General features: G+C 63.0%; 22 protein-coding genes. 11 read left to right on the forward strand and 11 right to left on the reverse strand.

The features are described 5' to 3' along the window. The first annotated feature begins 52 nt into the window (after positions 1-52). Positions 53-1,348, forward strand: coding sequence for an ATP-dependent protease ATPase subunit HslU (hslU, locus tag BMX43_RS01510; RefSeq protein ID WP_091295768.1), 1,296 nt, complete (start codon positions 53-55; stop codon positions 1,346-1,348). A 58-nt stretch (positions 1,349-1,406) separates the two neighbouring features. Beyond that, the gene (locus BMX43_RS01515) at positions 1,407-2,525 is read left to right on the forward strand and encodes an alpha/beta hydrolase (protein ID WP_245749341.1); all 1,119 of its coding nucleotides are present in this window, start codon (positions 1,407-1,409) and stop codon (positions 2,523-2,525) included. Position 2,526: 1 nt separating this feature from the next. Here BMX43_RS01515 and BMX43_RS01520 read toward each other — a convergent pair whose 3' ends face one another. From BMX43_RS01520 to BMX43_RS01530, 3 genes are read right to left on the reverse strand one after another with little or no spacing between them, the layout of a single operon-like run. Further along, complete coding sequence (locus BMX43_RS01520) at positions 2,527-3,129, reverse strand: Smr/MutS family protein (protein WP_091295770.1); 603 nt, start codon at positions 3,127-3,129, stop codon at positions 2,527-2,529. Positions 3,130-3,133: 4 nt separating this feature from the next. Further along, complete coding sequence (mltA, locus tag BMX43_RS01525) at positions 3,134-4,165, reverse strand: murein transglycosylase A (protein ID WP_091297043.1); 1,032 nt, start codon at positions 4,163-4,165, stop codon at positions 3,134-3,136. Next, entirely contained in the window at positions 4,165-4,827 is a 663-nt protein-coding gene (locus BMX43_RS01530; protein ID WP_091295772.1) for a Tim44/TimA family putative adaptor protein, read from the reverse strand. Before BMX43_RS01530 ends, mltA begins: the two co-directional genes overlap by 1 nt. A gap of 106 nt (positions 4,828-4,933) precedes the next feature. Here BMX43_RS01530 and BMX43_RS01535 point away from each other — a divergent pair, with 106 nt between their 5' ends. Together BMX43_RS01535 and secB are read left to right on the forward strand one after the other, a co-directional pair. Then, complete coding sequence (locus BMX43_RS01535; protein ID WP_091295775.1) at positions 4,934-5,416, forward strand: FxsA family protein; 483 nt, start codon at positions 4,934-4,936, stop codon at positions 5,414-5,416. A 74-nt stretch (positions 5,417-5,490) separates the two neighbouring features. Next, positions 5,491-5,970, forward strand: a complete 480-nt coding sequence (secB, locus tag BMX43_RS01540; RefSeq protein ID WP_091295777.1) for a protein-export chaperone SecB — start codon at positions 5,491-5,493, stop codon at positions 5,968-5,970. On the opposite strand, the gene dnaQ is transcribed toward secB, so the two are convergent. From dnaQ to BMX43_RS01560, 4 genes are read right to left on the reverse strand one after another with little or no spacing between them, the layout of a single operon-like run. Then, complete coding sequence (gene dnaQ / locus BMX43_RS01545) at positions 5,971-6,669, reverse strand: DNA polymerase III subunit epsilon (RefSeq protein ID WP_091295779.1); 699 nt, start codon at positions 6,667-6,669, stop codon at positions 5,971-5,973. It lies immediately after the preceding gene. Continuing rightward, positions 6,662-7,255: a dephospho-CoA kinase gene (coaE, locus tag BMX43_RS01550; RefSeq protein WP_091295781.1), complete on the reverse strand. Its 594-nt coding sequence runs from the start codon at positions 7,253-7,255 to the stop codon at positions 6,662-6,664. Before coaE ends, dnaQ begins: the two co-directional genes overlap by 8 nt. Then, positions 7,252-8,091 carry a shikimate dehydrogenase gene (locus BMX43_RS01555; protein WP_091295783.1) on the reverse strand — a complete coding sequence of 280 codons (840 nt, stop codon included), beginning with the start codon at positions 8,089-8,091 and terminating at the stop codon, positions 7,252-7,254. Before BMX43_RS01555 ends, coaE begins: the two co-directional genes overlap by 4 nt. Then, complete coding sequence (locus BMX43_RS01560) at positions 8,088-8,699, reverse strand: Maf family protein (protein WP_425431761.1); 612 nt, start codon at positions 8,697-8,699, stop codon at positions 8,088-8,090. Before BMX43_RS01560 ends, BMX43_RS01555 begins: the two co-directional genes overlap by 4 nt. A 405-nt stretch (positions 8,700-9,104) precedes the next feature. Here BMX43_RS01560 and hemJ point away from each other — a divergent pair, with 405 nt between their 5' ends. The 7 genes from hemJ to BMX43_RS01595 all read left to right on the forward strand — a co-directional run bounded on the left by hemJ (position 9,105) and on the right by BMX43_RS01595 (position 16,540). After that, complete coding sequence (gene hemJ, locus BMX43_RS01565; RefSeq protein WP_091295785.1) at positions 9,105-9,554, forward strand: protoporphyrinogen oxidase HemJ; 450 nt, start codon at positions 9,105-9,107, stop codon at positions 9,552-9,554. 169 nt (positions 9,555-9,723) lie between these two features. Next, positions 9,724-10,995, forward strand: coding sequence for a transcription termination factor Rho (gene rho / locus BMX43_RS01570; protein WP_091297049.1), 1,272 nt, complete (start codon positions 9,724-9,726; stop codon positions 10,993-10,995). Between the two features lie 24 nt (positions 10,996-11,019). Then, complete coding sequence (mnmE, locus tag BMX43_RS01575) at positions 11,020-12,312, forward strand: tRNA uridine-5-carboxymethylaminomethyl(34) synthesis GTPase MnmE (RefSeq protein ID WP_091295786.1); 1,293 nt, start codon at positions 11,020-11,022, stop codon at positions 12,310-12,312. Positions 12,313-12,323: 11 nt separating this feature from the next. Next, positions 12,324-14,192 carry a tRNA uridine-5-carboxymethylaminomethyl(34) synthesis enzyme MnmG gene (mnmG, locus tag BMX43_RS01580; RefSeq protein ID WP_175481992.1) on the forward strand — a complete coding sequence of 623 codons (1,869 nt, stop codon included), beginning with the start codon at positions 12,324-12,326 and terminating at the stop codon, positions 14,190-14,192. Further along, positions 14,189-14,803, forward strand: coding sequence for a 16S rRNA (guanine(527)-N(7))-methyltransferase RsmG (gene rsmG, locus BMX43_RS01585; protein WP_091295791.1), 615 nt, complete (start codon positions 14,189-14,191; stop codon positions 14,801-14,803). The genes mnmG and rsmG overlap by 4 nt, the downstream gene beginning before the upstream one ends. After that, entirely contained in the window at positions 14,796-15,620 is an 825-nt protein-coding gene (locus tag BMX43_RS01590; protein WP_091295793.1) for a ParA family protein, read from the forward strand. The genes rsmG and BMX43_RS01590 overlap by 8 nt, the downstream gene beginning before the upstream one ends. A gap of 2 nt (positions 15,621-15,622) precedes the next feature. Beyond that, on the forward strand, positions 15,623-16,540 hold the full coding sequence (locus tag BMX43_RS01595; protein ID WP_091295797.1) for a ParB/RepB/Spo0J family partition protein: 918 nt from the start codon (positions 15,623-15,625) through the stop codon (positions 16,538-16,540). Here the strand turns inward: BMX43_RS01595 and BMX43_RS01600 are convergent. The 4 genes from BMX43_RS01600 to rph form a co-directional block, all read right to left on the reverse strand. Then, positions 16,515-16,868 (reverse strand): YbaN family protein, encoded by a 354-nt coding sequence (locus tag BMX43_RS01600; RefSeq protein ID WP_091295800.1) that lies wholly within the window; start codon positions 16,866-16,868, stop codon positions 16,515-16,517. The genes BMX43_RS01595 and BMX43_RS01600 overlap by 26 nt on opposite strands. 1 nt (position 16,869) lies before the next feature. Further along, complete coding sequence (gene hemW / locus BMX43_RS01605) at positions 16,870-18,030, reverse strand: radical SAM family heme chaperone HemW (RefSeq protein ID WP_091295803.1); 1,161 nt, start codon at positions 18,028-18,030, stop codon at positions 16,870-16,872. A gap of 65 nt (positions 18,031-18,095) precedes the next feature. Then, the gene (gene rdgB / locus BMX43_RS01610; protein ID WP_091295806.1) at positions 18,096-18,704 is read right to left on the reverse strand and encodes an RdgB/HAM1 family non-canonical purine NTP pyrophosphatase; all 609 of its coding nucleotides are present in this window, start codon (positions 18,702-18,704) and stop codon (positions 18,096-18,098) included. After that, positions 18,704-19,417 (reverse strand): ribonuclease PH, encoded by a 714-nt coding sequence (rph, locus tag BMX43_RS01615; RefSeq protein WP_091295809.1) that lies wholly within the window; start codon positions 19,415-19,417, stop codon positions 18,704-18,706. Before rph ends, rdgB begins: the two co-directional genes overlap by 1 nt. Positions 19,418-19,471: the final 54 nt, after the last annotated feature.

Consider the following 19,471-nt stretch of genomic DNA (forward strand, 5'->3'; position numbering starts at 1 on the left):
TGAAACGTGGCAAGCCGGGCTTTATGTGAGGCGCACAAGCAACGGAGGCGACATGACCAACCTCACGCCGCGCGAGATCGTCTCGGAGCTGGATCGTTTCATCATCGGCCAGGCCGAGGCCAAACGGGCCGTTGCGGTGGCGCTGCGCAACCGCTGGCGGCGCAAGCAGTTGGGCGATGATCTGCGCGACGAGGTCTATCCGAAGAACATCCTGATGATCGGGCCAACCGGGGTCGGCAAGACCGAGATTTCGCGCCGTCTGGCCAAGCTGGCAAAGGCGCCGTTCCTGAAGGTGGAGGCCACGAAGTTCACCGAAGTGGGCTATGTTGGCCGCGATGTGGACAGCATCATCCGCGATCTTGTCGATGCCGCGATGATCGAGACGCGCGAGCGGATGCGGAATGATGTGAAAGCCAAGGCGCTGAAAGCCGCCGAAGATCGGGTGATCGAGGCGATTGCCGGCAAGGATGCGCGCGAGCAGACGCGCGAGATGTTCCGCGCCAAGCTGAAAACCGGCGAGCTGGACGGCACGATGATCGAGCTGGAGGTGCAGGACAGCGCGTCCCCCTTCCCGATGATGGGCGGCAACGGCATGGAAATGCAGATGCAGGGCCTGCAGGATCTGTTCAAGGCGTTTGGCGGGCGCACCACTCGCAAGCGGCTGAGCGTGGCCGACAGCTATGACATCCTGCTGGGGCAGGAGGCAGACAAGCTCTTGGATGACGAGGCGGTGAAGGCGGCGGCGCTGGAGGCGGTGCAGCAGAATGGCATCGTGTTTCTGGACGAGATCGACAAGATCTGCGCCCGCAGCGATGCCCGCGGCGCCGATGTGTCGCGCGAAGGGGTGCAGCGCGATCTGCTGCCGCTGATCGAGGGGACCACGGTGTCCACCAAATACGGGCCGGTGAAGACCGATCACATCCTGTTCATCGCCTCGGGCGCGTTCCACATCGCCAAACCTTCGGACCTGCTGCCGGAATTGCAGGGCCGTCTGCCGATCCGGGTGGAATTGCGGGCGCTGACCGAAGAGGATTTCGTGCGCATCCTGACCGAGACGGACAATGCGCTGACCCGGCAATATGCGGCGCTGATGGCGACCGAGGAAGTGACGGTGCGCTTTACCGAAGAGGGCATCGGCGCGCTGGCGCGGATTGCGGCGGATGTGAACCGTTCTGTCGAGAATATCGGGGCGCGCAGGCTTTACACCATTCTGGAACGGGTGTTCGAAGAACTGTCCTTCACCGCGCCGGACCGGGGCGGCGAGGAAGTTGTGGTGGATGCGGCGTTTGTGGAGCAGAATGTCGGTGCGCTGGCCCGATCGGCGGATTTGAGCCGCTACGTTCTGTAAGCGCCCTTGGCGCGGGCAGGGAAATCGTCGAAGGCTTGATGAGTTTCAGGAGTATGCCGTGCCACGCCCGTTCCTTGCCCTTTGCCTGATCGCCCTTGTCGCCTGCACCCCGCGCGGCACGATGACCGTGATGCCCGAAGCCGCCGCCGTGGGCAATGTGCGCGAGATTTTCGTGGGCACCACGCGGGTGCTGGACGCGGAAACCGGCACCTTCGGCGCCGAACGGTCAGAGGTGGCACATTTCGCGCGCTATGAGATTTCGGTGCCGCCGCAGCGCGAGTTGGGCGAGATCAGCTTTCCACGCCGCCATGCCAAGCCGGACCCGCAGACCGATTTCCTGACCGTGGAACAGGATATCATGCCCGACCCCGCCGATTTCCGCCGCGAATTGCGCCAGAGCCTGGCCAAGATGCCGAAGGGCAGCCGCGAGGCGGTGATCTATGTGCACGGGTTCAACAACACCTTTTCGGAAGGGTTGTATCGCATTGCGCAGCTGAGCCATGATCTGGAAATGCCGGGGGTGACGCTGCATTATTCCTGGCCCTCGGCGGGCAATCCGCTGGGCTATGTCAGCGACCGCGATTCCGCGATGTTCGCGCGCGACGGGCTGGAGACGCTGATGCAGGAGGTCTCGGCCGCGGGGGCGGAACATATCCTGCTGGTCGCCCATTCGATGGGATCGGCGCTGACGATGGAGACGCTGCGCCAGATCGCGATCCGTGGCGACAAAACCATGCAACGCAAGATGGCCGGGGTGATCCTGATTTCACCGGATCTGGACGTGGATCTGTTCCGGATGCAGGCGCGGACCTATGGCGCGCTGCCGCAGCCGTTTCTGATCTTCGGGTCCAACCGCGATACGCTGTTGACACTTTCGGCCAGCATCACCGGCCAGCCGGAGCGGTTGGGAAACCTGTCGGACATTTCGCGCGTGGCGGATCTGAAGGTGACATTTCTGGATACGCAGGCGTTTTCGGAAGGATCGGGGCATTTCAATCTGGGGGACAGCCCGGCGCTGCTGCAACTGGTGCGCCGGGTGGGCGAGGTGGATCGCGCCTATGGGGCAGACCAAAACGGGCGGATCGGGTTGCTGCCGGGCGTGGTGCTGACGGTGCAGAGCGCCACGGCGATCATCCTGACGCCAGTGACGGCGGTGGCGGGCGAGTTGAACCGATAGCCTAGCGCGGGCGGCGCAGGTAAACGTAATAGGCGCCCGAGCCGCCATGTTTCAGATGCGCCTCGGTCACCTGCAGCACACAGGGGCCAAGCGGCGGCATATGCAGCCATTGCGGCACCTGATGTTTCAACACGCCATAGCGCTGCGGGATCGGCCCGAAATCGGGGCCGGGTTTGCCCTTGCCGGTGATGACCAGCACAAGCCGCAACCCGCCGCTCCAGCCGTTCAGGATGAAGCGGATGAGTTCCGGGTGTGCCTCGGCCACCGTCATGCCATGCAGATCAAGCCGGGCCTCGGGCGCCAGCTTGCCGCGCAGCATCCGGTCGTGATGTTTGCGATCCATCAGCACCGGCGCGGTGGCGAGGCGTTCGGCCAAGGGCGGCAGCACGTCGAGCTTTGGCGCCTTTTCCGCCCGCTCGCCCACGCGAAAGCGGTTGAGGCCGGGCGGTGGCGGGGTCGGCAGGCCATCGGCGCGGGGGGCCGGGGGGGTGGCATCCGCCACGGGTTTGCGGTGCTGCACGGCGGCGTGCATCGGCTTGGCCGTGCGGGCGACGGCCTGCCAGAGTTCCTGTTCTTCGGGGCGGAGCGTGCGGCGGCGGGCCATGGCGTCAGCCGTCGGAAAGCGTCGCGAAGGCGAGGTCGATCGGCAGCAGCACGACCATGCGCCCGCCATCCTTCACGATGCCTGCGGCATCGCCTGCCGCATCGCCAGTGCCAAAATAGATGTCGGCGCGCTGCGCGCCCTTGATCGCACCGCCGGTATCCTGCGCGACCATCAGGCGGCGCAGCGGATCGCGGCCGTTCTTCTCGATCCAGATCGGGGCACCAAGCGGGTTGTAGGCCGGATCGACGGCGAGCGAGCGCATCGGCGTGATCGAACGACCCAGCGCACCAATCGGGCCCTTATGCGCCGCAAGGTTCGGCAGCTTGCGGAAGAAGACGTAAGAGGGGTTATGATCCAGCAGCGCATTGCCGGGGGCGGGGTTCTGCTTCACCCAGCCGCGGATCGTCTGCGCCGAAACCTGATCGGCTGTATAGGTGCCCCGGCGCACGAGTTCCGACCCGACCGAGCGGTAGGGGTGGCCGTTCTTGCCAGCATAGCCCACGCGCATCACCGATCCATTCGGCATACGGATGCGGCCAGAGCCTTGAATCTGCAGGAAGAATACATCGACCGGGTCTTCCAGCCAGGCCAGTTCCAGCCCCCGCCCGCGCAGGATGCCACTTTCAATGGCCGAACGCGGATGAAACTGGATGCCGTCGCGCAGTTCCGGTGGGCGGGCATAAATCGGATAGGCAAAGCGCGGCGTGCGCACCGGCGAACCGTCGAGAAGCGGCTCGTAATAGCCGGTGAACAGCGCGGGGGGGTGGCCGATCATCACCGGCAGGAAGAACAGCTCAAAAAAGGCGCGGGCGGATTCGGGCGTGGCGCCCGCATCGGCGGCCAGCGCGCAAAGCGGGCCCCATTCCGGCGCCTTCGGCTTGTCGCAGGTTTCGAGAAAGGCCGTCAGCGCCTCGCGCTGGTCGTCTTCGGCCCAGCCGTCAAGCTCCTCGAAGGCGAGGACTTGCGCGGGGGCCGCGCTCATACCTGCCACCCACAGAAGGACGGCTGCGGCAGCAAGACGGGCGAGGCCACGCATCATTCCCCGGTCGCGACAAGCTGCCAGTTGGGATCGGCGGCGCCCATGCGACGCCCGAAGGTCCAGACATCGCGCTGGCGTTTGACAGAGGTGGGGCTGCCCTCGATGATCTCGCCATTGGCGTTGCGCACGACCGAGGTCAACTCGCCGCCAAACCGCACGGTGACTTCGGCCTCGCGGGTGTTCCGGTCAAAGGTAGCATCCTGCAGGGTCATTTCGGCAAGGCCCACGAAGTTCGCCTCGATCGTCAGACCCTGCGCCGCCCGCTGCGCCAAGGCTTCGGCAAAGCTGTCCTGCACCTCGGGGGCGAGGAAGGGGCGCACGGTATCAATGTCGCCACGCTCATAGGCCATGAGAATCATCTCATAGGCGCCGCGCGCGCCTTGCAGGAACGTGTTCACCGAAAAGCTCGGTTCGGCCAGTTTCATCGCGGCCAGCGCCTTGGCGGCAGGGCTGCCATCAGGCACATGGTCGGTGATGTCCATATCCGCCGCGTTGTCTGGCGGATCCATGTCCCGCAGCACCGGCTTCACGGCATCGGGTTCAACCGGCAGCGGCGGCTTTTCGAACCCTTCACGGGTTCCAAGGACGCTGCGCAGCTTGATGATGAGAAAGACCGCGACCCCGGCAAGCACCAGGAGTTGGATCAGCGCATTGTTCATTCGGACCTCGACAGGGGTTGGTTTCGCACACCTTTCGTTCCTATGTAGGGAAGGGGTCCCGACAAGTCCACCGGCAGAGGCCCCGATGTTTTGCAGAGAGGTTGTCATGCGGCTGTTTGGCCCATTCATTGCGCTGATGCTGATCGAAATCGCGCTGTTCATCACGCTGGGCGGGGCCATCGGATTGATGGGGTCGCTGGGGGTGATTTTTGGCACGGCGCTGCTGGGGGTCGTGTTGCTGCGCAAGCAAGGTGCGCGGGCAGCGCTGGATCTGCGGACGGCGATGGACGGGATGCGCAGCCCGGCGGCGCCGCTGGCCGATCATGCGGTGAAGGTGGTCGCGGCGCTGCTGCTGATCCTGCCGGGGTTTCTGGGCGACATGATCGGGCTTTTGCTGCTGGTGCCTCCGCTGCGCCATCTTCTGATCGCGGCTGTGGCCCGACGCTTTCCGGTGCAGCAGGCGCATTTCGGCGTCCATACCACCGGGCGCCCCGATGTGGTGATCGACGGCGAGTTCATCGAGATCGACAGCGAGGCGCCGCAAGTGCCGCGTGACCGGCCCTCGGGCTGGACGCGACATCAGGGGTGATTGAGGCGTGCCAGATGTGCTGATAGACATGGCGCCAAGGGATTGACCCAAGGATTTCAGCAGGAGGACCAGATATGACCGAGGCAAATGCAGCGCCGCAGGTGAAGATGAGCGTGCTGGCGCAATATGTGCGCGACATGTCTTTTGAAAACATGGTGGCACAAAAGGGCCTGACCGGCGGCGATGTGCAGCCCGATGTGCAGGTGGCGGTGAGCCTGGATGCGCGCAAGCGTGGGCCGGAACATCAATTCGAAGTGATCAACAAGTTCCGCGTCACCTCGAAAAACAAGACAACCGGCGACACGCTGTTCCTGCTGGAGTTGGAATATGCCGGGATCTTCCATGTGGAAGGCGTGCCGGACGAGCAGTTGCATCCGTTCCTTCTGATCGAGTGCCCCCGGCTGCTGTTCCCCTTCGTGCGGCGGATCGTGTCGGACGTGACGCGCGACGGCGGCTTCCCGGCGCTGAACATCGACACGGTGGATTATCTGGCGCTGTATCGGCAGGAGCTGGCACGCCGCGCCCAGGCGCCCCAACCCGAAACCGTGCAGTGATCAGCCACGTTTGAGCCAGATCGCGCCGTCGCCCAGCTTTGCCACGAAGGCGGCATGGGCGGCGGCTTCCGCCTCGGTGATGCGGGGCGACAGGGGTTCGGGGCGCGGACGGGCGCGCCATGCGGTTTCGGCCTGCACAGAGCCTTTTTGCGGCTGCGCCTGTGAGGGCGCCAACACGAGATCGGGTTGCCGACCGCCGATCAGTTCCAGATAGACTTCGGCCAGAATTTCACTGTCGAGCAGCGCGCCGTGCTTTTCGCGCATCGAATTGTCGATGCCGAAGCGGCGGCACAGCGCATCCAGTGAGGCCGGGGAGCCGGGGAATTTGCGTCGCGCCATCATCACGGTATCAATCGCCTGATCATTCGGCAGTTGCGGAAAGCCGTGGCTGCGCAGCTCCCAGTTCAGGAATTTCATGTCGAAGGCTGCGTTGTGGATGACCAGCTTCGCATCGCCCACGAAATCGAGAAACGCCTGGGCGCAGTGCTTGAACAACGGCTTGTCACGCAGGAAATCATCGCCCAGCCCGTGAACCTCGAACGCTTCTTTCGGCATCATGCGTTCGGGGTTGAGGTATTGGTGATAGGTGCGCCCGGTGGGCAGGTGGTTGAACAGCTCCACCGCGCCGATTTCGACGATGCGATGGCCTTCGGCCGGCTCGAACCCGGTGGTTTCGGTATCCAGAACGATCTCACGCATCGCGGCTTTCCTTCAGATAGGCGATCAGGGCCTGCACGGCGGCCTCGACGGCAGCAAGGCCCAGCGTTTCGATGATATGCGTGGCGCGGGCGCGTTTGTCACGGTCGGGCATCTGGCGCGACAGGATCAGGGCGAATTGCGCCTCGGTCATGCCGGGACGGGCGAGGACGCGGGCGCGTTGCAGCGCGGGCGGGGCGGTGACGAGGAGGGTGGCGTCCATCTCGGCCTCCGATCCCTTTTCGAACAGCAGCGGAATGTCGAACACAGCGATGTCGGCGGTGCATTGGGCCAGGAAAGCGGCGCGATCTGCGGCGACCAGCGGGTGAACGAGGGATTCCAGCGCTGGCAGAAGCGCGGGGTCACGTTGCAGGGCGGATTTCAGCGTTTCACGTGAAACACCGGTCTCGGTGACCGCTTCGGGGCAAAGCGCGGCGATGGGGGCAACAGCCGCGCCGCCGGGAGCGTAGAGCCGATGCACCGCGGCATCGGCATCCCAGACCGGCAGGCCCTGCGCGCGGAAAAACCCGGCGGTGGTGGATTTGCCCATACCGATGGAGCCGGTGAGGCCGAGGCGGAACGGAGTCATGCGCCGAGCACGGCTTTGCGCGTCGCCTCGTCCACCTCGGGGCGTTGGCCGAACCAGCGTTCAAAGCCGGGGGCGGCTTGATGCAGCAACATGCCCAGACCATCGACGACGGTGGCGCCCGCCTCTTCCGCCTCGATCAGGAACTGGGTTTTCAGCGGGGTATAGACGATATCGGTGGCAAGCGTACCGGGGGCAAGCGCGTCGAGCGGGATGCGGAAATCGGGTTTGCCGGTCATCCCGAGGGCGGTGGTATTGACCACGGTCGCGGCGCCTTCCAGCATGTCGCCGGCATGAATCCAGTCATGCACGGTAACCTTGGCGCCGAAATCCGACCGGAACACCTCGGCCCGCGTGCGGGTGCGGTTGGCGAGCCGGATCTCTGGCACGCCAACCTCGATCAGCGCGGCCACCACGGCGCGGGCGGCGCCACCGGCACCGAAGACGGCGGCAGGGCCAGCCTGCGGGTTCCAGTTTGGCGCATGCTGGCGCAGGTTGGCGATGAAGCCCGCGCCATCCGTATTATCGGCATGGATCTTGCCATCCTTGCGGAAGATCAGCGTATTTGCGGCCCCGATCAGCGCGGCGCGATCTGTCACCACATCGGCCAGTCGCAGCACGGTTTCCTTGTGCGGAATGGTGACATTGGCGCCGACGAAGCCCATTTTCGGCAGCATCCGCAGCGCCTCGGCCAGATCGGCCTGCGCGATGTCCAGCGGGACGTAGTGGCCTTTGATGCCGTAACGCTTCAACCAAAAGCCATGCAGGGCGGGCGAGCGGCTATGCGCGATGGGCGAGCCGATGACACCGGCGAGCGGGATGCGCGGATGGTCGGTCATGTGGCGATAAATCCTCGAAGTTCCAGATAGCCGAGCAACGGCAGAAGCGGCAGGCCCAAGACGGTAAAGTAATCGCCTTCGACGCGGGTGAAAAGGCGCACGCCTTCTTCTTCCAGCTTATAGGCGCCGACGGAATGGCGGATACTATCCCAGTTGCGGGCGATATAGCTGTCGAGCCAAGCCTCCGAGAAGTCGCGCATCGTCAGATCGGCGCGGCCGACATGACGCCAGACGGGTTCGCCAGCGTCATAGAGCACAAGGGCAGAGAGCAGGCGATGCGTCTGGCCGCGCAGGGCGCAAAGCTGGGTGCGCGCCTCCTCTGGCGTTTCGGGTTTGGCCCAGACGCGGCGGTCAAATTCCAGCACCTGATCGCAGCCGAGCACCAGCGCCTCGGGGTTGCGGTCTGCGATCTTGCGGGCCTTCATTTCGGCCAGGGTATCGGCAATGTCGCGGGGATGGGCGCCCTCAGCCTCCAGCGCGCGGCGGATGGTTTCCTCGTCGATCCGCGCAGCGTGGGCGGTCACGTCGAGCGCTGCCGCGCGCAGCAGCGCAAGCCGGGTGGCAGAGGCGGAAGCAAGCAGAAGCGGGCGGTTGGGTATGGGGGTCACTCTGTGGAAAATCCCGTTTTGTTCCTGACGCCCATTTCTGGGCAAGTCGGGGTGCAGAGGAGAGGGGACCGTTGGAAGGCCGACTTGTCAAGATGAGCGCGACTGTTATCCACCTGTGAGAAAGGCGACAAGCCGGGTCGGGAAAAATGTGCCATCCACAGGTCGTGGAAAACTTGTCCCGGATCGGTGGGAAAGAGAACAGGGCGAAAGAACGCTGGAATCCTTTTGGAAAACCACGAAAAGACCGGATCGGACCAAACTGCCCACGACAACTTATCCACGGTGCGCGGGATGTGGGGAACTTCGTGGGGGAAAGTGGAAATCCTGTTATCCCTAGCCCCTACTGCATCATTCTCTTTTCTTTCTCTTTCTTTAAGAAGAAGAAGATCCAAACGGAGATCGGTGATGAGTGACTTTCTGGCAGAGAGCTATGCCTGGGTGAAATTCCTGCATGTGATCTCGGTGATCAGCTGGATGGCGGGGCTGTTCTACCTGCCGCGCCTGTTCGTTTACCATGCAGAGCAGATCGAAGCCGGGACGAAGACGGATGGGCTGTTTCAGGTGATGGAGCGGCGCTTGCTGCGCGGGATCATGAACCCGGCGATGATTGCGACCTGGATCTTCGGGCTTGCGCTGGTGCTGACGCCGGGGATTGTGGACTGGTCGATGATCTGGCCGTGGAGCAAGGCGGCTTCCGTGCTGGGAATGACCTGGTTCCATATGTGGCTGGCGGGGCGACGGCGGGAGTTTGCGGAAGGGCGCAACACCCGGACAGGGCGGCGCTACCGGATGATGAACGAGGTGCCGACGCTGCTGATGGTGGTGATTGTCGCCTCGGTGATCGTGAAGTTCTGAGGTGGGTCTGGGGCTGAACCGCCCTGCCAGCCCTGAAAAGATTGACTCGGGCCTTCGCTGCGCATAAAGGGCAGAAAGCTGGGCCGTCCGGTCCGAAGCGTTTCCCATTTTGACAGTGACCCGGTGCCCCGCGATTGCGGTGCGACACCAAGCGATGAACGGCTTTTGCATGAACACCGAACGGCTCAACCTCTCCGATCTCAAAGCCAAGACGCCGGCCGATCTGCTGGCAATGGCGGAGGAATGGGAGATCGAGAACGCGCCCTCGATGCGCAAGGGCGAGATGATGTTCTCGATCCTCAAGGAACATGCCGAAGAAGGCTGGGAAATCGGCGGCGACGGTGTGCTGGAGGTGTTGCAGGACGGGTTCGGCTTCCTGCGCTCTCCCTCGGCCAACTATCTGCCCGGCCCGGATGACATTTATGTCGGCCCCGAGATGATCCGCCAGTTTTCGCTGCGGACGGGGGACACGATCGAAGGTGTCATTCAGGCGCCGCGCGAAAGCGAACGCTATTTCTGCCTGACCAAGGCGACCAAGATCAACTTCGATGACCCGGAAAAGGCGCGCCACAAGGTGCACTTTGACAACCTGACGCCGCTTTACCCTGATGAGCGGCTGAAGATGGAAGTCGAAGACCCGACCGTGCGGGACCGCTCGGCGCGGATCATCGATCTGGTTTCGCCCATCGGCAAGGGCCAGCGGGCGCTGATCGTCGCGCCGCCGCGCACGGGTAAGACGGTTCTGTTGCAGAACATCGCGCATTCGATCGCGGTCAATCACCCGGAATGTTATCTGATCGTGCTGCTGATCGACGAGCGGCCGGAAGAGGTGACGGACATGCAGCGCTCGGTGAAGGGGGAGGTTGTGTCCTCGACCTTCGACGAACCGGCGACGCGGCACGTGGCTGTGGCGGAAATGGTGATCGAAAAGGCCAAGCGGCTGGTCGAGCACAAGCGCGATGTGGTGATCCTGCTCGATTCGATCACCCGTCTGGGCCGTGCCTTCAACACCGTTGTGCCGTCGAGCGGCAAGGTGCTGACCGGCGGTGTGGATGCGAATGCGCTGCAACGCCCGAAGCGCTTCTTCGGCGCGGCGCGGAACATCGAGGAAGGCGGCTCGCTGACCATCATTGCGACGGCGCTGATCGACACCGGCAGCCGCATGGACGAGGTGATCTTCGAAGAATTCAAGGGCACCGGCAACAGCGAGATCGTGCTGGACCGCAAGGTGGCCGACAAGCGTGTGTTCCCGGCGATGGATATCCTGAAATCCGGCACGCGGAAGGAAGATCTGCTGGTCGAGAAGTCGGACCTGCAGAAAACCTATGTTCTGCGCCGCATCCTGAACCCGATGGGCACGACGGACGCCATCGAGTTCTTGATTTCCAAGCTGAAGCAGACCAAATCCAACGCCGAGTTCTTCGATTCGATGAATACCTGACGCTGCAACCGCACGGGGTGGGTGATGGATACGATCTACGCTCTGGCAACCGCCAGAGGCCGTGCGGGTGTTTCTGTTATCCGCATTTCGGGGGCGCGCGCGCATGAGGTTGTAGCTGCGGTGACGCAGCGACCCTTGCCCGAGGCGCGGCAGGTCGCGCTGCGCCGGATCTGGCGGGGCAGCGATGTGCTGGATGAAGGTCTGGTGCTGCTGTTTGACGGCGGCAGCAGCTTTACCGGCGAGCCGGTGGCCGAATTGCAGCTTCATGGATCGGTGGCGGTTGTGGGTGCGGTGCTGCGGTTGCTGGCCGATCAGCCGGGTTTGCGGTTGGCCGAGGCGGGGGAATTTACCCGGCGGGCGCTGGAAAACGGACGACTGGATCTGGTGCAGGTCGAAGGTCTGGCTGATCTGATCGACGCCGAGACGGAAGCACAGCGCAAGCAGGCGCTTCGGGTGTTTTCAGGCCATGTCGGACAGAGGATCGAGGGCTGGCGGACCCGCCTGCTGCGCGCGGCGGCGCTGCTGGAGGCGGTGATCGACTTTGTGGACGAGGATGTTCCGGTCGATGTGACGCCTGAAGTGTTGCAGTTGATCGACGGGCTGCTGATCGAGATGCGGGCCGAAGTGGCAGGCGCGCGGATTGCCGAGCGGATTCGCGACGGGTTCGAGGTGGCGATTGTCGGTGCGCCGAATGCCGGCAAGTCCACGCTGCTGAACGCTCTGGCCGGGCGTGATGCTGCGATCACTTCGGAAATTGCCGGGACGACACGGGATGTGATCGAAGTGCGCATGGAGCTGAGCGGGCTGCCGGTGACCTTGCTGGATACGGCAGGGCTGCGGGAAACCGAGGATCAGGTTGAGGCCATCGGTGTTTCGCGGGCGCTGGCACGGGCTGGACAGGCCGATTTGCGGGTGTTTCTGTTGACCGAACCGGGTGAGCAATTGCCGATCCAGCCGGAAGCAGAGGATCTGGTGGTGCTGGGGAAGGCCGATCTGCGCAGCGCTGCGGATGGGATGGCGATTTCCGGTCAGACCGGGGCAGGCGTGGATCGGCTGGTGGCCGAGATTACCGCGCGGCTGATGGAGCGGAGCGCCGGAGCCTCGAGCCTGGTGCGGGAACGGCACCGCTTGGCAGTGATTGGTGCGATCGAGGGTTTGGAATCGGCGCGGGTTGAGATATTGATGGGAAGTGAAAGAATCGAGCTGGCGGCGGAGTATCTTCGCAAGGCCACCCGTGCCCTTGATGTTGTGATCGGGCGGATCGGCGTGGAAGATGTGCTGGGCGAGATCTTCTCCAGTTTCTGTATCGGGAAGTGAGGATGTTTCACGTGAAACATTTCGATGTCATTGTGATTGGTGCGGGCCACGCGGGCTGCGAGGCGGCTGCAGCTTCGGCACGGATGGGGGCGGCAACGCTTCTGGTGACGCTGCGGCGGCGCGATATCGGTACGATGTCTTGCAACCCAGCGATTGGCGGCCTGGGCAAGGGCCATCTGGTGCGCGAGATTGATGCGCTGGACGGCGTGATGGGCCAGGTTGCCGACCGGGCGGGGATTCAGTTCCGCCTGTTGAACAGGCGCAAGGGGCCAGCGGTTCAGGGGCCGCGCACACAGGCGGACCGGGCGCTTTACCGTGCCGAGATGCAGGTTGCGCTGGCGGCGCAGGCCGGGCTGGAGATTCTGGAGGCCGAGGTCAGCGATCTGGTTCAGGACGGTGCGAGGGTTGTCGGGGTTCGTCTGTCAGATGGCAGCGAGATTCGCGCCGGAGCGGTGATTCTGACGGCAGGCACTTTCCTGAACGGCATTATCCATATCGGGGATGTGCGGCACAGTGCCGGGCGGATGGGGGACAAACCGTCGATTGCGCTGGCGCAACGGCTTGCAAGCTTTGATCTGGCGCGGGGGCGGCTGAAAACCGGCACGCCGCCGCGGCTGGATGGGACGACAATTGCCTGGGAAAAGCTGGACCGGCAGTTGGGCGACGATGAGCCAACGATGTTTTCTTTCCTGAACAAGCGGCCTTTTGTGCGCCAAATCGCTTGCGGTATCACCCATACCAACCCGCGTACCCATGACATCATCCGGCAGAACCTGTCGCGCTCGGCGATGTATGGCGGGCATATCGAGGGGGTCGGCCCGCGGTACTGCCCCTCGATCGAAGATAAAGTTGTGCGCTTCGCTGACAAGGACAGCCATCAGGTGTTTCTGGAGCCGGAGGGGTTGGAGGACAGCACGGTCTATCCCAACGGAATTTCGAGCTCTCTGCCGGTTGAAGTGCAAGAGGCCTATGTGCGGTCGATTGAAGGGTTGGAGGATGTGCGCATCCTGCAGCCCGCTTATGCGATCGAATATGACTATTTCGATCCGCGTGGTTTGCGCCCGACGTTGGAAAGCAAATCGGTGCCGGGGCTGTATTTTGCCGGTCAGATCAATGGGACGACGGGCTATGAAGAGGCTGCGGCGCAGGGTCTGGTTGCCGGGCTGAACGCAGCCCGGGCGGTGCAAGAAGCGGATCCGGTGATCTTTTCGCGTGCGTCGAGCTATATCGGCGTCATGGTGGATGATTTGCTGAGCTATGGCGTGACAGAGCCGTATCGCATGTTCACCTCGCGCGCGGAGTTCCGTCTTTCGATTCGCGCGGACAATGCGGATCAGCGGCTGACCGAAGAAGGGATTCGTATTGGTTGCGTCGGGGAAGTGCGGGCTCAGATCTTTGCTGAAAAGATGATGAAGCTTGACCGTGCGAAAACTGCGCTGGATGCCCTTCGATTGACCCCGAAAGAAGCCGGAGAGAGCGGGGTGGTGGTCAGCAAGGACAGCGGACGGCGATCGGTACTGGAACTGCTGGCTTTTCCCGATGCCAGCGTTGAAGCCTTCGCCGGGTGTTGTGTCGAGTTCGATGCGCTGGATGTGGATTTGCGCGCGCAGATTCGCACCGATGCGATCTATGCTCAATTTGCGGACCGCCAGAAAGCGGATGCGGCAGCGATTCGCCGGGATGAGGCGATGGAAATTCCGGTGGATTTCGATTTTGCGGCGCTTTCCGGTCTGTCGGGTGAGTTGACGCAGAAGTTGCAGCGCGCGCGCCCTGCCAACCTCGCACAAGCAAGCCGGATCGAGGGGATGACACCGGCCGCGCTGGTGCTGATTCTGGCGCGGTTGCGCCGGGGGCTCGGCCAGAAGGCGGTTGGCGCATGATGGCGGGAGATCTGCCGTTGGATGTTTCACGTGAAACACTGGCAAAGCTAGAGATCTATGTCGAAATGCTGCGCAAGTGGAATGTGGCGATCAATCTGGTCGCCAAATCCACGCTGGAGGATTTGTGGCAGCGCCACATTGTTGATTCCGCGCAATTGGCGGAGCATTTTGGCGATGTGACCGGAACCTGGCTGGATCTGGGCAGCGGTGGTGGTTTGCCAGGCCTGGTTCTTGCGATCATCGCGCAGGGGCAGGGCCGGGATCTGCATTTCCATCTGGTGGAATCCGATCTGCGCAAGGCGACCTTTCTGCGGCAGGTCGCGCAGCGGCTTGAGTTGCCGGTAACAGTTTCAGCGGTGCGGATCGAGTCGCTGGCGCCGCAGAATGCGGATGTCATCTCGGCGCGTGCGCTTGCGCCATTGAAGGTGCTGTGCAGCCATGCGGCCCGGCATATGGCGGCGGACGGGTTTGCCATTTTCCCAAAAGGCAGCCATGCTGCGGCGGAAATTGACGAGGCGCGTGCAATCTGGGATTTCACGGTCGAGACATATCCCAGCCTTACCAATGCTGATGCCGAAGTGATCAAAGTGAAGAATATCCGCCATGTCTGATCCCACCCGCCCGCGCCAGCCCACCATCATTGCCGTCACGAACCAGAAGGGCGGTGTGGGCAAGACCACCACTGCGATCAATCTTGGGGCAGGATTGGCAGAAATGGGGGCGCGTGTTCTGCTTGTGGATCTGGATCCGCAGGGCAATGCCTCCACCGGCCTTGGGGTAGATGTCTCGCAGCGGGATCTGACGAGCTATGATGTGCTGCTGGAAGACGTGGCGATCACCGACGCGATTCAGCAGACTCTGATCCAGAATCTGTTGATCTGCCCGGCAAATGCCGATCTGGCCTCGGCCGACATCGAACTTGTGTCAAACGAGAAGCGCAGCTTCTTGCTGCATGATGCGTTGCGGCAGCGTGAAATTGACGGATTGCAGCTGGATTTCATCCTGCTGGACTGTCCGCCTTCGCTGAGCTTGTTGACCGTGAATGCCCTTTGCGCCAGCCATTCGGTGCTGATCCCGTTGCAAAGCGAGTTCTTTGCGCTGGAGGGCCTGTCGCAACTGATGCTGACCATTCGCAAGGTGCGCGAATCCGCCAACCCGCAGTTGCGGATCGAGGGGGTGGTGTTGACCATGTATGACGGGCGCAACAACCTGTCGCTTCAGGTTGAAAAAGATGTGCGCGAAACGCTGGGCGATCTGGTGTTTGCCACAGTGATTCCGCGCAATGTGCGGGTCAGCGAGGCGCCGTCTTATGCCATGCCGGTGCTGACCTATGACAGCGCGTCCAAGGGAAGCGAGGCCTATCGGGCCCTGGCGCGCGAAATCGCGGCGCATCATGGAATGGCGGAACGCGCCGGAAAAGAGAGCTGAGCATGGAAAAGAAGATCGAGCGCCGGGGTTTGGGGCGCGGGCTTTCGGCATTGATGGCAGATATCAGCGTGGATCCGGCGCCGGTGGCCGCTGCCCCCGGGGCTGCGCGGGCATCGGATGTCTTGCCGATTGAGCGGATCAAGCCCAACCCATTGCAGCCACGGCGCAGCTTCACGGATGAAAATCTGCGCGAACTTGCCAATTCCCTGCAACAGAAGGGCGTGTTGCAGCCGTTGATTGTGCGGCCCATCGCGGGCACGAACAGCTATGAGATTGTTGCCGGTGAGCGGCGCTGGCGCGCGGCGCAGCTGGCGCAACTGCATGAATTGCCGGTGCTGATCCGCGATTTCGACGACACGGAAGTTCTTGAAGTCGCGATCATCGAGAACATCCAGCGTGCTGATCTGAATGCGATCGAAGAAGCGCTGGCCTATCGTCAGTTGATGGATCGGTTTGGCCATACCCAGGAAAAGCTGGCCGAAGCTCTGTCGAAAAGCCGCAGCCATATCGCGAATCTTCTGCGCTTGCTGAACCTGCCCGAGGATGTTCAGGGTCTGGTGCGGGGGGGGCAGTTGAGTGCTGGCCATGCGCGGGCATTGATTACGGCGCCCGATGCGTCGGAACTGGCAAAGGCGGTCGTCGCGCGTGGGCTGAACGTGCGGGAAACAGAGGAGCTGGTGCGCAAACCTGCCTCTGAGGGGCGCAAGGGGGAATCGGCTCGCCGCTCTGCTGGGGCAGAAAAGGATGCGGATACGCGTGCGTTGGAGGCGGATCTGAGCGCCAATCTTGGCATGGCGGTGATGATCGCGCATGAACCGGGCGGCGAACGGGGCACGCTGTCCATCCGCTATAATACACTGGAAGATCTGGACCTGCTGTGCCGGGTGCTGTCGCTTATGCCGAGGGACGGCTCCATATAAACAGTGCCGTGGCCCCAAGGGCTGCGGCCTGAAGCGTCAGAAGCCAGATTGGCAAGCCCAGCACAGCCGAGATCAGCCAGACCGCCAGCATCGACAGGGTGGAGAATTGCTTCGCCCTCAGGCTGATGGCGCCGCGTTCCCGCCAGGCGAGGATGGGCGGGCCGAATTGCGGATGGTTGATCAGCCAGTTGTGCAATCGCTCTGACGATTTTGAAAAGCAGAAGGCGGCGAGGATCAGGAAAGGCACGGTCGGCAGGATGGGCGTCACGACGCCTACGATGCCCAGAAGCGTGGCCAGCCCGCCTGCAATCAGCCAGATCAGGCGCATGTCACAGTGCCCCCACGAGTTTTTCCAGAACGGCATTCAGCAACGGTCGCCCCTTGGCGGTCACCGACAGCACGTCTTCTTGCACATGAACCAGTCCGAGGGACTCCAGGTCGTCAATCGCCGTCGCAGGGTAGGGGTGGGTGAGCATTGCGCTCAGCCGTGCCAGCGAGATGCCGGAAGACAGTCTCAGCCCCATCAGCAGGTATTCGATGGCCTGCTCTTCCGGGGTTAGGGCGTGCTCCATGTCAGTCACACCCAACGGAGATTCGGCAGCGGCCAGCCAAAGCCCGGGTGTCCGCTCGGCTGCGGTAGGAAAGCGCACGCTATCACGGGTCAGGCGGCCATGGGCGCCTGGGCCGATTCCGGCATAGTCGCCCGCCTGCCAGTAGATCAGGTTATGCCGGGCCTCTTGCCCCGGCTTTGCGTGGTTTGAAACCTCATAGGCGGGCATTCCGGCGGCATTGCACAGATCTTGCGTCAGGTCGAAGAAATCCGCACCCAGATCCTCGGTGGGAAGGCCGCGCAGCAGGCCGCGGGCATGGCGCTCGCCAAAAACCGTGCCGTCTTCGATGGTCAGTTGGTAGAGCGACAAATGGCCGCTGGACAGGCGCAGGGCCTCGGTGAGTTCAGCCTCCCATTGGGCCAGCGTTTGATCCTGGCGCGCATAAATGAGGTCAAAACTGACGCGATCAAAGCTGGCTTGTGCAATGTCCAGTGCGGCGCGGGCCTCAGTGACGCTGTGCATCCGCCCCAGCCGTCGCAGATCGGTATCGTTCAGCGCCTGCACGCCGAGCGATACCCGGTTCACCCCCGCTTGCCGATAGCCCGCAAAGCGGGCAGCCTCGACCGAGCCGGGATTGGCCTCCAGCGTGATCTCGATGTCATTTGCAGCGTTCCAGCTCGACAGTGCGGCTTGAATGACCGCTTCAACGGTTTCCGGCTCCATCAGCGACGGGGTGCCGCCGCCGAAGAAGATGGTGCGCAAGGTGCGGCCCGGAACCAAGGCGGCGGTGCGCTTGATTTCCGCGATATAGGCTTCGGCCCAACGGCGCTGATCTATCTGCGCTGCGACATGGCTGTTGAAATCGCAATAGGGGCATTTGGATTGGCAAAACGGCCAATGCACATAAAGGCCAAAGCCTGCCGCCTGCCAATCTTCCATACCGACCGCCTTTGCCTAGCGTCTGATGCGCGCGACGCCTTCTGCCCGCCGCGCGCTGCAATGTTTCACGTGAAACAACCTGCCACGAGTTTGCGAAACGCATCAGCCCGGTGGCTGATCTGGTTCTTTTCCCAGCGATCCATTTCACCAAAGGTAATGGCATAGCCTTCGGGTTGGAAGATGGGATCATAGCCGTGCCCTTGCGAACCCCGACCCGGCCAGACGATCTGCCCTGGCATCCGCCCTTCAAACACCTCGTCATGCCCGTCGGGCCAGGCCAGAACCAGCGTGCAGCAAAAGGCGGCAGTGCGCGGGTAGGGGGCGGCCTTCTGTTCCAGGGCTTCCCATGTCTTGCGCATCGCCATGTCGAAATCCCTACCTGTAGGGGTTTCGGCCCAATCTGCCGTATAAACCCCCGGCGCCCCGTCCAGTGCATCGACCATGATGCCCGAATCGTCGGCCAGCGCAGGAAGGCCGGTCGCCTGTGCCGCCGCATGGGCCTTGATCCGGGCATTGCCGACAAAGGTCGTTTCGGTTTCTGCGGGTTCGGCCAGCCCAAGCGCCCCGGCCGAGGTTACTGCGATGCCGAAGGGCCGCAGAAGCGCGTCGATCTCCTCCAGCTTGCCCTTGTTGTGTGTGGCCACAACCAGCGTTTTGTCCGCGAACTTGCGCATCACGCCAGCGCAGCTTTCTGGGCGACCACCAGCGCGGCGATACCTTCGCCCGCCAGATCGAGCAACTCGTTCATTTCACCGCGCGAGAAGGTCGCGCCCTCTGCCGACATCTGCACCTCGATCAGCTTGCCCGCGCCGGTCAGAATGAAATTGCCGTCGGTGCCTGCCGCCGAATCCTCCAGATAGTCCAGATCCAGCACCGGCTGCCCGGCATAGATGCCACAGGACACCGCAGCGACATGATCCAGCATCGGGTCAGAGCTGATCGCGCCCGCCTTCAGCAGCTTGTTCATCGCCAGCCGCAGCGCCACCCAGCCGCCGGTGATCGAGGCGCAGCGCGTGCCGCCATCGGCCTGAATCACATCGCAATCGACAACGATCTGTCGCTCTCCCAGTGCCGAACGGTCAACGCCCGCGCGCAGCGCCCGACCGATCAGGCGCTGGATTTCCTGAGTCCGCCCGCTTTGCTTACCAGCGGCAGCCTCGCGCCGGGTGCGGGTGTTTGTGGCGCGCGGCAGCATGCCGTATTCGGCGGTCACCCAGCCCAGCCCGGTGTTCTTCAGGAAGGGCGGGGCCTTTTCTTCGATCGTGGCGGTGCAGAGCACATGCGTGTCACCCATGCGGATCAGGCAGGAGCCTTCCGCATGTTTGGTCACGCCCGTTTCAATGGAAACCGTGCGCAGTTGGTTCAAGCTCCGTCCAGAGGGCCGCATGTGTGTATCCTTGTGTATAAGTTTGACCCAGATACCCATCGCAGCCCGCGTGAT

It is taken from the genome of Gemmobacter aquatilis, assembly GCF_900110025.1.
Taxonomy (GTDB): Bacteria; Pseudomonadota; Alphaproteobacteria; order Rhodobacterales; family Rhodobacteraceae; genus Gemmobacter; species Gemmobacter aquatilis.

Coding starts and splice junctions, on each gene's coding strand:
- hslU (WP_091295768.1), top strand. CDS start 53: ATGACCAACCTCACGCCGCGCGAGATCGTCTCGGAGCTGGATCGTTTC.
- BMX43_RS01520 (WP_091295770.1), bottom strand. CDS start 3,129: ATGGCCCGCCGCCGCACGCTCCGCCCCGAAGAACAGGAACTCTGGCAG.
- mltA (WP_091297043.1), bottom strand. CDS start 4,165: ATGCGTGGCCTCGCCCGTCTTGCTGCCGCAGCCGTCCTTCTGTGGGTG.
- BMX43_RS01530 (WP_091295772.1), bottom strand. CDS start 4,827: ATGAACAATGCGCTGATCCAACTCCTGGTGCTTGCCGGGGTCGCGGTC.
- BMX43_RS01535 (WP_091295775.1), top strand. CDS start 4,934: ATGCGGCTGTTTGGCCCATTCATTGCGCTGATGCTGATCGAAATCGCG.
- secB (WP_091295777.1), top strand. CDS start 5,491: ATGACCGAGGCAAATGCAGCGCCGCAGGTGAAGATGAGCGTGCTGGCG.
- dnaQ (WP_091295779.1), bottom strand. CDS start 6,669: ATGCGTGAGATCGTTCTGGATACCGAAACCACCGGGTTCGAGCCGGCC.
- coaE (WP_091295781.1), bottom strand. CDS start 7,255: ATGACTCCGTTCCGCCTCGGCCTCACCGGCTCCATCGGTATGGGCAAA.
- BMX43_RS01555 (WP_091295783.1), bottom strand. CDS start 8,091: ATGACCGACCATCCGCGCATCCCGCTCGCCGGTGTCATCGGCTCGCCC.
- hemJ (WP_091295785.1), top strand. CDS start 9,105: ATGAGTGACTTTCTGGCAGAGAGCTATGCCTGGGTGAAATTCCTGCAT.
- rho (WP_091297049.1), top strand. CDS start 9,724: ATGAACACCGAACGGCTCAACCTCTCCGATCTCAAAGCCAAGACGCCG.
- mnmE (WP_091295786.1), top strand. CDS start 11,020: ATGGATACGATCTACGCTCTGGCAACCGCCAGAGGCCGTGCGGGTGTT.
- rsmG (WP_091295791.1), top strand. CDS start 14,189: ATGATGGCGGGAGATCTGCCGTTGGATGTTTCACGTGAAACACTGGCA.
- BMX43_RS01590 (WP_091295793.1), top strand. CDS start 14,796: ATGTCTGATCCCACCCGCCCGCGCCAGCCCACCATCATTGCCGTCACG.
- BMX43_RS01595 (WP_091295797.1), top strand. CDS start 15,623: ATGGAAAAGAAGATCGAGCGCCGGGGTTTGGGGCGCGGGCTTTCGGCA.
- BMX43_RS01600 (WP_091295800.1), bottom strand. CDS start 16,868: ATGCGCCTGATCTGGCTGATTGCAGGCGGGCTGGCCACGCTTCTGGGC.
- hemW (WP_091295803.1), bottom strand. CDS start 18,030: ATGGAAGATTGGCAGGCGGCAGGCTTTGGCCTTTATGTGCATTGGCCG.
- rdgB (WP_091295806.1), bottom strand. CDS start 18,704: ATGCGCAAGTTCGCGGACAAAACGCTGGTTGTGGCCACACACAACAAG.
- rph (WP_091295809.1), bottom strand. CDS start 19,417: ATGCGGCCCTCTGGACGGAGCTTGAACCAACTGCGCACGGTTTCCATT.